At 66.9% G+C, this 14,752-nt stretch carries 14 protein-coding genes; 4 read left to right on the top strand and 10 right to left on the bottom strand.

Going from position 1 to position 14,752, the window contains the following annotated elements:
* Positions 1–14: 14 nt before the first annotated feature.
* Together VQ042_RS10270 and VQ042_RS10265 are read right to left on the bottom strand one after the other, a co-directional pair.
* A complete protein-coding gene (locus VQ042_RS10270) occupies positions 15–764 on the bottom strand; it encodes a pseudouridine synthase (RefSeq protein WP_331818823.1) in 750 nt (249 codons plus the stop codon).
* Positions 761–1,687 (bottom strand): class I SAM-dependent methyltransferase, encoded by a 927-nt coding sequence (locus VQ042_RS10265; protein ID WP_331818821.1) that lies wholly within the window; start codon positions 1,685–1,687, stop codon positions 761–763. The genes VQ042_RS10270 and VQ042_RS10265 overlap by 4 nt, the downstream gene beginning before the upstream one ends.
* A gap of 262 nt (positions 1,688–1,949) precedes the next feature.
* On the opposite strand from VQ042_RS10265, the gene VQ042_RS10260 reads away from it, so the two are divergent.
* Entirely contained in the window at positions 1,950–3,938 is a 1,989-nt protein-coding gene (locus VQ042_RS10260; RefSeq protein ID WP_331818820.1) for a PhoX family protein, read from the top strand.
* Between the two features lie 149 nt (positions 3,939–4,087).
* Here VQ042_RS10260 and VQ042_RS10255 read toward each other — a convergent pair whose 3' ends face one another.
* The 3 genes from VQ042_RS10255 to VQ042_RS10245 all read right to left on the bottom strand — a co-directional run bounded on the left by VQ042_RS10255 (position 4,088) and on the right by VQ042_RS10245 (position 6,921).
* Positions 4,088–5,497: an MFS transporter gene (locus VQ042_RS10255; protein WP_331818818.1), complete on the bottom strand. Its 1,410-nt coding sequence runs from the start codon at positions 5,495–5,497 to the stop codon at positions 4,088–4,090.
* Positions 5,498–5,621: 124 nt separating this feature from the next.
* Entirely contained in the window at positions 5,622–6,542 is a 921-nt protein-coding gene (locus VQ042_RS10250) for a uracil-DNA glycosylase (protein WP_331818816.1), read from the bottom strand.
* Between the two features lie 49 nt (positions 6,543–6,591).
* Positions 6,592–6,921, bottom strand: a complete 330-nt coding sequence (locus VQ042_RS10245) for a DMT family transporter (protein ID WP_331818814.1) — start codon at positions 6,919–6,921, stop codon at positions 6,592–6,594.
* A gap of 229 nt (positions 6,922–7,150) precedes the next feature.
* Here VQ042_RS10245 and VQ042_RS10240 point away from each other — a divergent pair, with 229 nt between their 5' ends.
* From VQ042_RS10240 to VQ042_RS10230, 3 genes are all read left to right on the top strand, one after another.
* Positions 7,151–8,824: an electron transfer flavoprotein-ubiquinone oxidoreductase gene (locus VQ042_RS10240; protein ID WP_331818812.1), complete on the top strand. Its 1,674-nt coding sequence runs from the start codon at positions 7,151–7,153 to the stop codon at positions 8,822–8,824.
* Between the two features lie 58 nt (positions 8,825–8,882).
* Positions 8,883–9,275: a lysozyme inhibitor LprI family protein gene (locus VQ042_RS10235; protein WP_331818810.1), complete on the top strand. Its 393-nt coding sequence runs from the start codon at positions 8,883–8,885 to the stop codon at positions 9,273–9,275.
* A 164-nt stretch (positions 9,276–9,439) separates the two neighbouring features.
* On the top strand, positions 9,440–10,408 hold the full coding sequence (locus VQ042_RS10230) for a calcium-binding protein (protein WP_331818808.1): 969 nt from the start codon (positions 9,440–9,442) through the stop codon (positions 10,406–10,408).
* 81 nt (positions 10,409–10,489) lie between these two features.
* On the opposite strand, the gene VQ042_RS10225 is transcribed toward VQ042_RS10230, so the two are convergent.
* The 5 genes from VQ042_RS10225 to VQ042_RS10205 form a co-directional block, all read right to left on the bottom strand.
* A complete protein-coding gene (locus VQ042_RS10225; RefSeq protein WP_331818806.1) occupies positions 10,490–11,491 on the bottom strand; it encodes an endonuclease/exonuclease/phosphatase family protein in 1,002 nt (333 codons plus the stop codon).
* 9 nt (positions 11,492–11,500) lie between these two features.
* Positions 11,501–13,003 carry an AMP nucleosidase gene (locus VQ042_RS10220; protein ID WP_331818804.1) on the bottom strand — a complete coding sequence of 501 codons (1,503 nt, stop codon included), beginning with the start codon at positions 13,001–13,003 and terminating at the stop codon, positions 11,501–11,503.
* Positions 13,004–13,048: 45 nt separating this feature from the next.
* Positions 13,049–13,249, bottom strand: coding sequence for a hypothetical protein (locus VQ042_RS10215; RefSeq protein WP_331818802.1), 201 nt, complete (start codon positions 13,247–13,249; stop codon positions 13,049–13,051).
* Between the two features lie 135 nt (positions 13,250–13,384).
* Entirely contained in the window at positions 13,385–13,723 is a 339-nt protein-coding gene (locus VQ042_RS10210; RefSeq protein ID WP_331818800.1) for a DUF2147 domain-containing protein, read from the bottom strand.
* A gap of 175 nt (positions 13,724–13,898) precedes the next feature.
* Positions 13,899–14,243, bottom strand: a complete 345-nt coding sequence (locus tag VQ042_RS10205) for a DUF2147 domain-containing protein (protein ID WP_331818798.1) — start codon at positions 14,241–14,243, stop codon at positions 13,899–13,901.
* Between the last annotated feature and the right edge of the window lie 509 nt (positions 14,244–14,752).

The following is a 14,752-nucleotide window of genomic DNA, read 5'->3' as shown; positions in this document are numbered from 1 at the left end:
TCCGCGCGACGCGCTCAGCCGCCGCTTCCATCGGCGAAGATCGCGGCGAGGTCGGCGTCGGTCAGGCGGCGGATTGCGCCGGGTGCGAGGTCGGCCGGGAGTGCCAAGCCGCCGATGTGTTGCCGGTGCAGCGTCTCGACATGGTTGCCTGTCGCGGCAAACATCCGGCGGACCTGATGGTAGCGGCCCTCGTGAACCTGCAGGATCGCTTCCTGCGGGCCGACGATCTCCAGCTCTGCCGGGGCCAGCGGCTTGTCCTCGCCCTCCAGCATCAGGGTGCCCGCGGCGAAGAGTTCGGCCTCGCCGCCCGTCATCGGCCGGGCCAGACCCACGCGATAACGCTTCGCCACATGATGCTTCGGCGAGATGATGCGATGGAGCAGCGCCCCGTCGTCGGTCATCAGCAGCAGCCCGGAGGTGTCCTTGTCGAGGCGGCCGACCGTCGAGATGGCGGGGTCGCGCCGGCGCCAGCGCGGCGGCAGGAGATCGTAGACCAGCGGCCCCGCCTCCTTGCGCGAGCAGGTGACGCCGAGCGGCTTGTTCAGCATCAGGGCGAAACCGGGCAGGGGATCGAGCGCCTCGCCGTCGACCACCAGCCGTGCTTCGAGATCGTGTGTCAGCGCGATCCGCGTGTCGGCCTGCAGGAACGGGGCGCCGTCGAGCCGGATGCGGCCGTTTCGCGCCAGAAGCTGGATCTCGCGCCGCGAGGCATAGCCCAGATTGGCCAGTAGCCTGTCGAGCCGGGAGGTCGGCGTCTTCGTCACTTGCGCGCCTCGAAGATCTTGTAGCCGGCCTCGTCCGCCACCGTGTTCACGGTCCGGAAACTCGTGCGCAGCACCGCCTCGTAGGGCATGTGGCGGTTGGCGACGAGATAGAGCATGCCGGACCGGCGCAGCATCCGGCCTGCGGCGGTGATGAAGGCCTGGCCGAGCCCGCGATCCTCGATCCCTTCCGCATGGAAGGGCGGGTTCGACACGACGAAATCGAGATCGGCCAGCGCGCTTTCGCGGGCGTCGGCCCACAGGAAGCGGGCCCTGGGGTCGGCGACATTCACCTTCGCCGCCTCGACGGCGCGGCGATCGATCTCGACCAGCGTCAGGGCCTCGACCTTCGGGGATGCCAGGACGCCGATGGCCAGGATGCCGAGCCCGGCGCCGAGATCGGCGCCGTTTCCCACGAGGGGCGGGAGGTGGCGAAGCAGCAGGGAGGTTCCCGGATCCACCCGGTTCCACGAGAAGATGCCCGGCTGCGAGCGCAGGCCGATGGCCTCGACCGTGACGGGGGCGCCCGCCGCGATCGCCTCGGTGAGCCCATGTGGTGAATCCGGCCGGCGGACAGCGCAGATGCGCTGGCGGGCCTTGAAGTGCTCGGCGACGTCGCAGCCGAAACCTTCCAGCTCGGCGCGCAGGCGCTGGCCGCCCTTGTCCTTGGCCGCCAGGACCGTCAGCGCGCCGCCGGGCGCCAGAACGCGCAGCGCGTGGGCCAGCACGAAGCGCCGTTCGATCGCACCGGGCGGCGCGGCGACGACGATCGCGTCGAAGGCGGCATCGGGCAGGGTCTCCAGTGCTTCGGCGCCGGGCCGCAGCGGCGACAGCTGCACGGCCCCGTCGGGCACGTCCACGAGATTGGCGGGCGGCGCGCCGTAGACGGCGCTGCGCAGCGAGGGGGGAGGATCAATATTCGTCACGCACCTGCCATAGCAGCTTTGGCTGCGTTGCCGAAAGCGCCTGCAGGCCGCGAACTCGGGGCCGGAGACCGGCTGGGCGGAACCGGACGGAGCGCGTATGCGCGGCAACCCCGTCAGCTGCGACATGCTGCCCCATCACCATCGACACCCAACCGTCATCCGGCTGTGACCTCGGCTGATTACATCAGTCTGGAACCATTCCAGTCCGGCACCTGCCGGGCCGTTCGAGGGTTCGCAATCTCTTCTGCGACAGGGGTCAACGATGAACGAACACACCAGACGCACCGTCTTCCGTACCAGCCAGCTCGAAGAGGCCGACGGCGAGGGCACCAACCCCACCGACAACCGCACCATGGGCGAAATCATCGCCGCGCGCTTCTCGCGCCGCGACTTCCTGCGCGGCTCGATGGCCGCGACGGCGATCGCCGCCACGGTGAGCCCGCTGGCGCTGCTGGCTGCCGACGAAGCCCATGCCCAGACCGGGGCGGGCTCGCAGTTCGACTTCACCGAGGTCGAGGCCGGCGTGGACGCCACGCATCACGTGGCCGAAGGCTATGACGCCGACGTGCTCATCCGCTGGGGCGACGCGATCTTCCCGGATTCGCCGGAATTCGATCCGACGAACCAGACGCCGGAAGCCCAGGCGCGCCAGTTCGGCTACAACAACGACTATGTCGGCTTCATCCCGCTTGAGGATGGCTCGTCCGAGCACGGGCTGCTCGTGGTCAACCACGAATACACCAACGAACATCTGATGTTCCCGGGCATCGTCACGGTCAATGGCGACGAAATCACCATTGCCGACGCCGACCAGAAGCGGGTCGACATCGAGATGGCGGCCCATGGCGGCACGATCATCGAGATCCGCAAGATTGACGGCAAGTGGCAGCTGGTGCGCGACGGCGCCAAGAACCGGCGGATCACCGCCGACACGGAGATGGAGCTGACCGGCCCGGCGGCCGGCCACGACCGCCTGAAGACCGCTGCCGATACGACCGGCCGCAAGGTGCTGGGCACGATCAACAACTGCGCCGGCGGCGTGACGCCCTGGGGTACCTACATCATGGCCGAGGAGAATTTCCACGGCTACTTTCTCGGCGAACTGCCGGAGGGCAATGAAGAGGCCGCGAATTACGAGCGTTACGGCGTGCCGGATGGCAGCTATGCCTGGGGCAATTTCCACGACCGCTTCGACGTCTCGAAGGAGCCCAACGAGCCGAACCGCTTCGGCTGGATCGTCGAGGTCGACGCGATGGACCCGAACTCCACCCCGAAGAAGCGGACCGCGCTCGGCCGTTTCAAGCACGAGGGTGCCGAGTCTATCGTCAACAGCGACGGCCGCGTCGTCTTCTATCTCGGTGACGACGAGCGCTTCGACTATGTCTACAAGTTCGTCACGGCCGGCACTTACAACGAGACCGACCGGGCGGCCAACATGGACCTTCTCGACGAGGGCACGCTGTATGTCGCGCGCTTCGACGAAGACGGGACGATGGTCTGGCTGCCGCTGGTCCATGGCGAGGGTCCGCTGACCGCCGAGAACGGCTTCAACAGCCAGGCCGACGTGCTGATCGAGACCCGGAAGGCCGGCGACCTGCTCGAGGCGACCAAGATGGACCGTCCGGAGGACATCGAGCCGAACGGCACAAACGGCCGCGTCTATGTCATGCTGACCAACAACACCCGCCGCGAGGAGGCGAACGCCGCCAATCCGCGCGTCGACAACAAGTTCGGCCACATCATTGAGATCGCCGAAGAGGGTGGCGACTTCGCCGCCACGACGGGCACCTGGGAAGTCCTGCTAAAATGCGGCGATCCGTCGATCGCCGAGGTCGGTGCAACCTTCTCGACCGAGACCACCAAGAACGGCTGGTTTGGCATGCCCGACAATTGCGCCGTCGATTCCGACGGTCGCCTGTGGGTCTCCACCGACGGCAACTCGCCGAAGGCGACCGGCCGTACGGACGGCCTGTGGGCCGTCGACACGGACGGCGAAGCGCGCGGCACGTCGAAGCTGTTCTTCCGGGTGCCGGTCGGCGCCGAGATGTGCGGTCCGCTGATCCTGCCCGACATGCAGACCGCCTTCCTGGCGGTGCAGCATCCGGGCGATGGTGGCGAAGACTGGGAAGGCTTCGGCCGTCCGTCCTATTACGAGGATCCGTCGACCCGCTGGCCGGACTTCCAGGACGACATGCCGGTTCGTCCGTCAGTTCTGGCGATCACCAAGCAGGGCGGCGGCCGGATCGGCTGATCGCTGAACACCTGACATGCGAAACGGGCGGCCATGATGGCCGCCCGTTTCGTTCCAGATGATCGTCAGCCACGAAGGCTGGCGAGGCCGCGCCGATCCCCGTGGGCGGCGACAAGCCCGGCGCACCGGCCGGCGCTTGAGCCCTGCGGTCAGATGCCGGCGCCCTTGTCCTGGGGCAGGGTGGACGGCGCATCGGCGGGGGAGGCCTCCTCGTCCAGGCGGCGGGCTTCGTCTTCCTCGGCGACCCGGGCCGTCTCCTCGGCTGCTGCGGCCTCCGCTGTGGCGATGGTCTCCTCCTCCTCGGCGGCGATGGCGGCTTCGGCGCGCGGATCCAGCGTGAAGCTCGTCGGGGTCTGGGTCCTGGCCAGCGGCACCGTCTGGAAATCCGCCCGCTCGTCGACCGGCCGCGCCTCGCGGCGATAGGTCCGGTAGTAGGAATAGGCGGCATAGGCCACCGCGGCGGTGCCGACCGCCTGGAACATGCCCTCGGGGCCGAAGGTCTCCATCAGGAATGCCGCATAGATCGGTCCGACCATCGTGCCGACGCCATAGAGAATGAGCAGGCCGCTGGAGATCTTCACGAAATCCTCGTCGGCGGCGTAGTCGTTGGCATGGGCCACGGCCAGCGAATAGGACGGATAGACGATGCCGCCGAGGATGAAGGCGACGACGAAATAGACGGTCGAGCCCCAGGGCATGTCATCGACATAGACGCCGAGAACGGCGGCGACGAAACCGATCAGCCCGGCCGCGGTCATCACGTAGCGTCGGTCCATCCGGTCGGAGATGCGCCCGAGCGGCACCTGGAAGACGATGCCGCCGCCCATGGCGACGACGACAAGGGTGGCGATCTCGGTGGTCGACAGGCCGATCTTCTGGCCGAACACCGGCGCCATGTTGTTCCAGCCGCCGGACATGACGCCGGCAAGCACGACGCCGATGGCTGCGACGGGCGAGTTGCGGAAGATCAGGCCGACGTCGATCTTGACGCTGGTCAGCGGTTTCGGCGAGGCGGCGCGCGACAGCGCCGTCGGGATCACCGCCAGCGCGAACAGGATCGCGCAGAGCATGAAGGGAATCGTCAGTTCGGGCTGGCTGAGCGGCATCACGTACTGGCCGCCCATCATGGCGGCCATGGTGACCACCATGTAGACCGAGAAGATGCGGCCGCGGCTCTCGTTGGTCACCCGCTCGTTGAGCCAGCTTTCCACGACCATGTAGGTGCCGGCCAGCGCGAAGCCGGCCATGGCGCGGAAGACGATCCACGCCAGCGGGTCGACGAGGACGCCGCTGAGCAGGACGGCGATCGCCAGGAGCGCCGCAAGGCTGGAGAAGGTGCGCACGTGGCCGGCGCTGCGCACCAGCATCGGCATCACGAAGCAGCCGATGGTGAAGGCGACGGCATAGGACGTGCCGAAGGCGCCGATCTGGTAGCTCGACCAGCCCTCGATCGAGCCGCGCACCGGCATGAGGATGCCCATCAGGCCGGCGCCGGCCATCAGGAAGAAGGTCGACGCGAGAAGCGCGGCGATCGGAAGGATCTGCAGGGGCAGCGGCATGGGACGGCCTTGGGATAGTGTGGTCGATGCGCGGTCGCGCCGACTCGCGCGCAGAGCTAGGCGTTCCGGACTGATTTGGCGAGGGTCTTTTACGGTCCGATTCCGGCGCGGATCGGACGAGACCTCAGCCTGATGTGGTTTTTTCCACCAGCCGCTCGCGCAGGGCGATCAGATCGCGCCAGGCGAGGCGCTTCTGCGCCGGCTGGCGCAGCAGATAGGCCGGATGCAGCATCGCCACCGCGTCGATGGCATCGCCTTCCTCCAGCCCGAAGCTGTAGGTGGTCCAGCGGCCGCGAACGCGCAGGATCCCCTCCTGCGCACCGAGGATCGCCTTGGTCGACGGCGAGCCGAGGCAGACCAGGATCTTCGGGCGCACCAGCTCGATATGACGCTGGACGAAGGGCAGGCAGATCTGCGTTTCGGCCGGCGTCGGCGGGCGGTTGCCGGGCGGGCGCCAGGGCACGGTGTTCGTCACCCGCACCGCCTCGCGCTCCAGCCCTATGGATTCCAGCATCCGGTTGAGGAGCTGCCCGGACCGCCCGACGAAGGGCACGCCGGCGGTGTCCTCCTCGCGGCCGGGGGCCTCGCCGACCAGCATCAGGTCGGCGGTCTCGCTGCCGTCCCCGAAGACCGTCGAGCGGGCCGAGATGCGCAAATTGCAGCCGTCGAAATCGTCGAGCGCGGCACGCAGTTCGGCAAGGGTCGCCGCCGAGCGGGCGCGTTCGCGGGCATCGGCGACGGCGATGTCGTCGGGAACCGCGATGCGCGGCGCCGGGAAGCTGCCTTCGCCGGCCAGTTCCGCAGGTGCGGAACTCGGGGCGGCGGTGGCGGCGGGACGCGATGCCGGGCGCGCCGGAACGGCTGCGGGCGGCGGTGCTGCCTCGGGCTGGCCGCGCCTTGCCTTGCGGGCGGCGGTCTCGGCCCTGGTCTCGGCAAACCGGTCGCGCGGAACGTCGCCGATCACCGCATCGACGCCGGCGGCGCGATACCATTCGAGGAGGACGATCGCCGCCTCGCGGTCGATGGGATTGGGCTCGGCGTTCATGGCCTTTCCCTAGCCGATTTTCGCGCGCCGCGCGACGGCGGTCAGAGCGTCAATGGCCCAGCGACTGGGAGTAGAGATTGATCACGAGAACGCCGGCGACGATCAGCGCCAACCCCAGAAAGCCGGGAAGATCGATGGCGATGCGGAACCAGAACAGGTCGATTAGTGCCAGCAGCACGATGCCGGTGCCCGACCAGATGGCGTAGATGATGCCGACCGGCATGGTGCGCAGCGGCAGCGACAGGAAATAGAAGGCCAGCACGTAGGACACCACGGTCACCAGCGACGGCAGCAGCCTGGTGAAGCCCATGGTGGATTTGAGAGCCGTGGTACCGACGATCTCGCAGAGAATCGCGATACCGAGATAGAGCGCGTTCAAGCCGGTCTCCCCGTTTCGAGCCGCGCCTGTCTGATCCCCGGCAGGGCCACCCGTCAAGGGCGCGCCCCCGAGACGATCGGCCCGATGCGCGCTGTTTGACGGACACGTCAATCCGGTTAGAACTCGTCCAGACAGGCCCGTGCCCTAGTCTTTGGGACGACGGCACGGCGCGCAAACAGGATCGAGCGCGCGCGGCATGTGCCTGCGCCAGCGAAAGGACCCCGTGACGATGAGCGATACCGCCAGCCAGACCGAAGCCCTGCCCGAACGCGAGTCGATGGAATTCGACGTGGTGATCGTCGGCGCGGGGCCTGCCGGGCTGTCGGCGGCGATCCGCCTGAAGCAGATCGACCCCGAATTGTCGGTCGTGGTGCTGGAAAAGGGCGCCGAGGTCGGCGCCCACGTCCTGTCCGGCAATGTCCTCGATCCCTCGGCGCTCGACCGGCTGCTGCCGGAATGGCGCGAGGAGGAGACGCCGATCAAGACCAAGGTGACGGAGGACCGCTTCTATCTCTACGGCTCCGGCGGTTCGTTCCGGCTGCCCAACATGCTGATGCCGAAGCTGATGAACAATCACGGCAATTTCGTCGTGTCCCTCGGCCTCGTCTGCAAGTGGATGGCGGAGAAGGCAGAGGCGCTGGGCGTCGAGATCTATCCCGGCTTCGCGGCGTCCGAGATCCTCTACGACGAGAGCAATGCGGTGATCGGCGTGGCCACCGGCGACATGGGCGTCACGCGCGGCGGCGAGCCCGGCACGATGTACCAGCGCGGCATGGCGCTGATGGGCAAATACGTGATGATCGGCGAGGGGGTGCGCGGCTCGCTGGCCAAGCAGCTGATCCGCGGCTACGGCCTCGATGCGGGCCGCGAGCCACCCAAGTTCGGCCTCGGCCTGAAGGAATTGTGGGAGATCGACCCGGCCAAGTCGAAGCCGGGGCGCGTCCAGCACTCCTTCGGCTGGCCGCTCGACAGCGGCACCGGCGGCGGCTCCTTCGTCTATCACCTGGCCGAGAACCAGGTCTATGTCGGCTATGTCGTCCACCTGAACTACAAGAACCCGTATCTGTCGCCCTTCGAGGAATTCCAGCGCTTCAAGACCCATCCGGACATCGCCGAACTGCTGGAGGGCGGCAAGCGCATCGCCTATGGCGCGCGCGCCATCACCGAGGGCGGCTGGCAGTCGGTGCCCAAGCTGGTCTTCCCCGGCGGCGCGCTGATCGGCTGCTCGGCCGGCTTCGTCAACGTGCCGCGGATCAAGGGCGTCCACAACGCCATGACGTCGGGCATGCTGGCGGCGGAAAAGGCCGCCGAGGCGATCAAGGCCGGACGCGCCCACGACGTCCTGTCGGCCTATGACGACGAATGGCGGGCCTCGCCGATCGGCCGGGACCTGAAGCCGGTGCGCAACGTCAAGCCGCTCTGGTCGAAATACGGCACACTGCTGGGCATCGGTCTGGGCGGCCTCGACATGTGGACGAACTCGCTGTTCGGCTTCTCCTTCTTCGGCACCCAGAAGCACGGCAAGCCGGACCATGCCTGCCTGGAGCCGGCGGCCCGGCACACGGCGATCGACTATCCGAGGCCGGACCGCGTGCTGACCTTCGACAAGGTGTCCTCGGTATACCTGTCGAACACCAATCACGACGAAGACCAGCCGGTGCATCTGCAGGTCAAGGACCCGCAGCTGCAGCACGATTCCGAATTCGCGGTCTATGCCGGCCCGTCCCAGCGCTATTGCCCGGCCGGGGTCTATGAATGGGTGCAGGAGGGCGGCGAGGAGAAGTTCGTCATCAACGCCCAGAACTGCGTCCACTGCAAGACCTGCGACATCAAGGACCCGAACCAGAACATCAACTGGGTGCCGCCGCAGGGCGGCGAGGGGCCGGTCTATCAGGTGATGTGACCCCGGCGCCGCGCCGGAGAGCGCGGTGTTGCCCGTCGTGCCGTGAAGGGAGTCCGCCATGCGCCTGGCCTTGCCGCTGATCCTCGTCCTGCCGCTGCTGGCGCTGCCGGCGCGCGCCGATGACGCCTATGATGCCTGCCTGCGCGAGGCCGATGCCAGCATGCAGGACATGGGCGCGTGCGGCGGTGCGTGGGTGGAGCGCGAGGATGCGCGCCTCAACGACGCCTGGCAGGCGCTGCTGGCGGAACTTCCGGAGGACAGCCAGCCGATGCTGCGCGACGAGCAGCGGGCGTGGCTGACCTATCGGGACCAGACCTGCCTGTTCTACCTGGATCCGGTCGAATACGGCCAGATCGGACGGCACCTGTCGTATCCGTCCTGCCGCGCCTTCATCATCGCCCAGCGCACCCAGGCGCTGAACGAGATCCTGGCGTCGGTCGCCCCGATGTAGGGGCAAGACCAAGGCTGTCCCGTTCGGGACGTCGTGGGACGGGATGCCCTTCTCGACGGCCGGAACGGGGGGAGAGGAGCCGCTCCCCGCGGATCCTCGATGCTGTTGGAATCCTCGGAGTCCGCCATCCGTTATGCGGGGCACACAAGCATGACGGCCGTGCCATGCGAAACCTCCCGCGGCTCTCCATCGAACCCTGGCGTCGATCGCTCCCACTTGAAGGCGCGGATTACCTCTATATTGAGGGAGGTCAGGATTCTGACTCGCTCAATGGTGGCGCCGGCAACGACATCATCTATGGTGGTGATGGCAATGACCACAACAGCGTCAATATTTCAGCCGGCGGCATTTTCCTGACGTCATCGACCGGCGGGCTGCGCGGCGGCAGTGGTGACGACTATCTCGACGGCGGGCGTGGCGACGATCTGCTGGACGGCGGCAGCGACAATGACGTCCTGATTGGCGGCGAGGGCAACGATTCCATTTTCGGCGGTTCCGGGAACGATTTTGCCGATGGCGGTCGCGGGGAAGATTACTTCGTCCTTGGCACTGGCAACGATGCGGCGACCGGCGGCGAGGGCAACGACCAGATTTCCGGCAACGCAGGAAACGACACCATCAAGGCCGGCGACGGGAATGACGCTGTCACCGGCGGCGCCGACAACGACGTGATTTCTGGGGAGGAAGGCAACGACACCATCTACTGCGACGACGGCAATCCCGGCGTCGGTGGAAATGACGCGATCGACGGAGGCGACGGCGACGACATCCTGATCGGCAACGGTGGCGACGACGTCATCTTTGGCGGGGCGGGCGGCGACTACCTTCAGGGAGACGATGGCAACGACACGCTCAAGGCCGAGTCCGGCTTCGACTACATGATGGGCGGCGCGGGTGCCGACTCCTTTCTCTTCGACACGACCGGGTTTCAGCAGGACGCCATCTTCGATTTCACAAACGGCATCGATCGCTTTGTCATCTCGCGCGGCGTCTTTTCGAACTTTGCCGAAATCCAGGCGGCGACAACACAGCAGGGTGCCAACACGTTCATCGACGCAGGCAATGGCGACATCATCGTGCTTGTGAACTTCAACTCGGGAAACCTCGATGCCTCCGACTTCATCTTTTACTAGAATGCGGGCTCGTCAAGAACTGATCCAGATGCGGATGCCGGCGCAAGACGTCGACGACCAGAGGCATCGCCGAATGGACACCTAGTCGCGCCCCGCCGTCTCCAACGCCGGGTCGATCGTTTCGGCGGCAGGGACGGCGAAGGTCAGGAGCACCGGGAGATGGTCCGAACCGGTGGCCTCTTGCCGGGCGACGTCGACGATCTCGACGCCGTCGCCGACGAGAAAATGGTCGATCGGCAGGCCGGCATAGGCTGCGAGCCATGCCGTCAGCGGGCGTGGCAGCCAGGTCGGGCCGACCTGAGGGACGATGGTCGTGCCGGAGAGCATGGCGTAGCGTTGCAGGGCCGCGCTCCACGGTGCGGCGTTGAAGTCGCCGGCGATCAGGGTCGGCGCGGCGAGGGCCTCGAGCCGGCTTTCCAGGCGCCGGATCTGCCGCCACTGCGGCCCCGGCCACGGCCAGCGCAGATGCTGGACGGCGATGGTCACGGGGCTGCCATTGAAGCTCACGGCCCGGCTGAGGAAGCCGTTGTCGGCGTCGCACGTGCCGGCGTCGCCTGGCAGGAAGTTGCGCCGCGACAGCAATGTCAGCTTGCCGAAAGTGTCCGGCCCGCCGCAGTCGACGCGGTACGGGTAGCGACCCTCCAGCGACGCGAGCATCGGGCGCCACTCTGCGCTGGCCTCCTCGAGTGCGACGACGTCCGGCTGCAGACGGCCGATGAGGCGGATCGCCGCCGCCCTGTCCTCGGCGTTCCAGCGCAGGTTCATCTGCAGCAGCGTGTAGGTGGCCGCAGGCTTTTCCGTCTGCGGCGCGGTCTGCGGCAGCATGTGGGGGGCGACGGTCACGAGGGCGATCCCGCCGAGAGCTGCGGCCAGGAGCCCGACCGCGACCGGGCGGGCCGCGAGCAGCAGCACCCCGGCCAGCAGGAGCACACCCGCCAGATGGGCGCGGAAATGCGCCACCGAATCGAAGAACGGCACGATCTCGCCGAAGAAACCCGCGACCAGCGCCAGACCCGCCAGCAGGCTGACGGCAACAAGAAGCGTGCAGGCGATGCGGCCGCGTGACGTCGGATGCTCGCCCACGGCCATCGCCTACTGGAACGCCGTCTCGAAGAAGGAGCGCAGCTTGCGCGAATGCACCCGTTCGAAGGGCAGCTCGGACATCAGCTCCAGCGCCCGCATGCCGATGCGCAAATGCTGGGCGACCTGGCGCTTGTAGAATTCCGTCGCCATGCCGGGCAGCTTCAATTCGCCATGCAGCGGCTTGTCGGAGACACAGAGCAGCGTGCCGTAGGGCACGCGGAAGCGGAAGCCGTTGGCCGCGATGGTCGCCGATTCCATGTCCAGCGCGATCGCCCGCGACTGGGACAAGCGCTCGACCGGCTCGCGATGGTCGCGCAGTTCCCAGTTGCGGTTGTCGATGGTCGCCACGGTGCCGGTGCGCATGATCTTCTTCAGCTCGTAGCCGGACAGGCCGGTGACTTCCTCCACGGCCTTCTCGAGCGCCACCTGCACTTCGGCGAGCGCCGGGATGGGCACCCAGACCGGCAGGTCGGCGTCGAGGACGTGGTCCTCGCGGACATAGGCATGGGCCAGGACGTAGTCGCCCAGTTCCTGGCTGTTCCGGAGGCCGGCGCAATGGCCGAGCATCAGCCAGGCATGGGGGCGCAGCACCGCGATATGGTCGGTGATCGTCTTGGCGTTGGACGGGCCGACGCCGATATTGACCATGGTGATGCCGTGGCCGTCAGCGCGCTTCAGGTGATAGGCCGGCATCTGGGGCAGGCGCAGCGGCGCGATGCCGTGATGCGGCTTGGCCTCGCCGGGGCTGGTGACGACATTGCCCGGCTCGACGAATTCGGCATAGCCCTCGCCGCCGCGCATCATCGTCTCGCGGGCCATCATGCAGAATTCGTCGATGTAGAACTGGTAGTTGGTGAACAGGACGAAGTTCTGGAAATGCTCCGGATGGGTCGCCGTGTAGTGGGACAGCCGGTGCAATGAATAGTCGACGCGCTGGGCCGTGAAGGGGGCCAGCGGCATGTCCTCGCCGGGCGGCGTCTCGTGATTGCCGTTGACGATGCGGTCGTCCGTCGCCTCCAGGTCCGGCACGTCGAAGACGTCCCGCAGCGGCCTGTCGAGCCGGTCGGCCATGCTGCCGTCCACATAGGTGCCTTCGCCGAAGGCGAAATGCAGCGGGATCGGCGTGGTGGAATCACCGATCGAGACCGGCTGGCCGTGATTGCGGATGAGCAGGGTGATCTGGTCAACCAGATAGCGCTCGAAGAGATCGGGCCGCGTGACCGTCGCAGCATAGCGGCCGGGACGCGGAACATGGCCGAAGGCCAGCCGCGAATCGACCCGCGCATGGGTCGTCGTCGCCAGCGAGATCTCCGGATAATAGGCGCGGTAGCGATGGTCGAGCTCGCCATCCTTCAGGACGGCATCGAAGCTGTCGGACAGGAAGGCGACGGAGCGGCCATACAGGCGGATGAGTTCCGCCACGGCGTCCTTGGCGTCCCAGAAGGGACGACGCTCGGCGGGCTCGGGGGTGAGGATGCGGCTCTCGGCCGGCTTGGGAGCGAACTCGGTCATGCCCCTGTCTAGCTTCCCGCCAAGGCAGGGAGAAGACGGCGGCGATCAAAAACCGCTGGTCGTGTCCTCGACCACGAGGGGGTCGCGGACGAGCGTGCAGACGATGCCGGTCCGATAATTGCAGTCGCCGCCGGAAACCGTGCCGAAGGCACTGCCCGGACGATCACCCGCATCATGCGCGAGGAGGCTCAGGACGGCGCCGATACCGGCGATCAGGACCGTCAGCGCGGTCAATCGTGTCATCATGGTTACGCCCTACAGCATTTTCGCCATAATTGCACAGGGCGCTGGTTTGAACCTTATGTGACACTTGGCGGGCCGGGCCGTGACAGGGCCTACCGGCGAGGCGCCGCCCTGCTGCGGGCGGCGAAGGCTGCCGGGTCAGATCTTCACCCAGACCTGGGTCTTGCAGAAGATCTTCAGGGCGCAACCGGTCAGTTCCAGCCGGTCGCCCTGGATAACGGCACGGCCGCTATAGGTGCGGTCGTCGCGCGGATCGGTGACCTCGCCATCATACTGGGCGCCACTTCCCGACATCCGACCGACCGACTTGCCCTTGTGCTGGCCGGAGATGACCTCGGCGCAATAGGCGCCGCCGCAGTCGGACACCTGCACGATCCCGCCGCCGGGCGCACGCCACTTGCCGACGATCGGCTCGGCGGCCATTGCGGAGGTTCCGAGGGCTACGGCGGCCGCGGCCGCCAGCAGGATCGTCTTCATGGAAGGCTCCAATCGTCTGTTTCGGGTCAAACAGAGCGAACGCGCGGCCCACGGCAAGGTTGCCGCATGTCCGGGGCCAACGTTGACGATTGCTTGAGCGCCGGTGACCGGGCGCGCGGATTTCGCACCTCTCGGGGCGTGCGGGCAGGGACTGGCACCTGCCCGCGGGGGCGGATCAGAGCCGGGTGAGGCTCTGCGAGCGGCAGATCAGGCCGCCGAGGACGCAGCCCGAGACCGACAGCGTGTTGCCGGACAGGCTGCCCTTGCCGGAATATTCCTTGCCGCCCTTGGTATAGTCGGTGACCGTGCCGGCATAGCGGCCGTTGCCGGAGGGCTGCAGCTGCCCGAAGGTTTTTCCCTGGTGGGGGCCGGTCGTGTAGGTCAGGCAGAATGCGCCGCCGCAGCCGGCGATCTTCGCATTGTAGCCGGACGGCATTTTCCAGTTGCCCTCGATCGGATCGGCCTGCGCGACGCCGCCCATGCCGAGGCCGAGTGCCATGGCCAGTATCAGTCGTTTCATGTTCTCGCTCCCATCAGGGCCAGCCGACGCTCTCCTCGGCGCCGTGATGCTTCCCTTCACGTAAGAGTAAACGAGCCGCGGGAAATGGCAATGCCCGGTGGCCGGGCCGACCAGGGGGCGGGAAGGCACGCGACGCTACCCATGGGGCAGGCAATGCGAATTCGCGGTTAGCGGGACCTGAATCTGCCGAAGCGTCAAGTCCTGAAGAAATCCGATTTCTGCTTTTGGGATCAATGCCATGCCGGATCTCCGGCCCGGCGGGAGATCGTTCGCATTTAATGCAAATTAAGCGAGAACTTTAAGCAGGCCTTCAGTCGAAGGCGCCATTCTCGGGCCATCGGACAGCAACCGATCAACAGCGACAGGGACGCGAAAGACAATGGCTCACATCGACATCCCAGGGCAATCGCATTTCAGAACAGGCTGAGCAGGCGAGAGAGGAATGCATTGTCCCAGCCTGCCCTTTGGAATTTCCCCTTCAAGGATTCCTTTGAGCCGTCCTTCTGCAT

It is taken from the genome of Aurantimonas sp. A2-1-M11 (assembly GCF_036549475.1).
Taxonomy (GTDB): Bacteria; Pseudomonadota; Alphaproteobacteria; order Rhizobiales; family Rhizobiaceae; genus Aurantimonas.
This window is presented reverse-complemented; position numbering and strand designations above follow the sequence as displayed.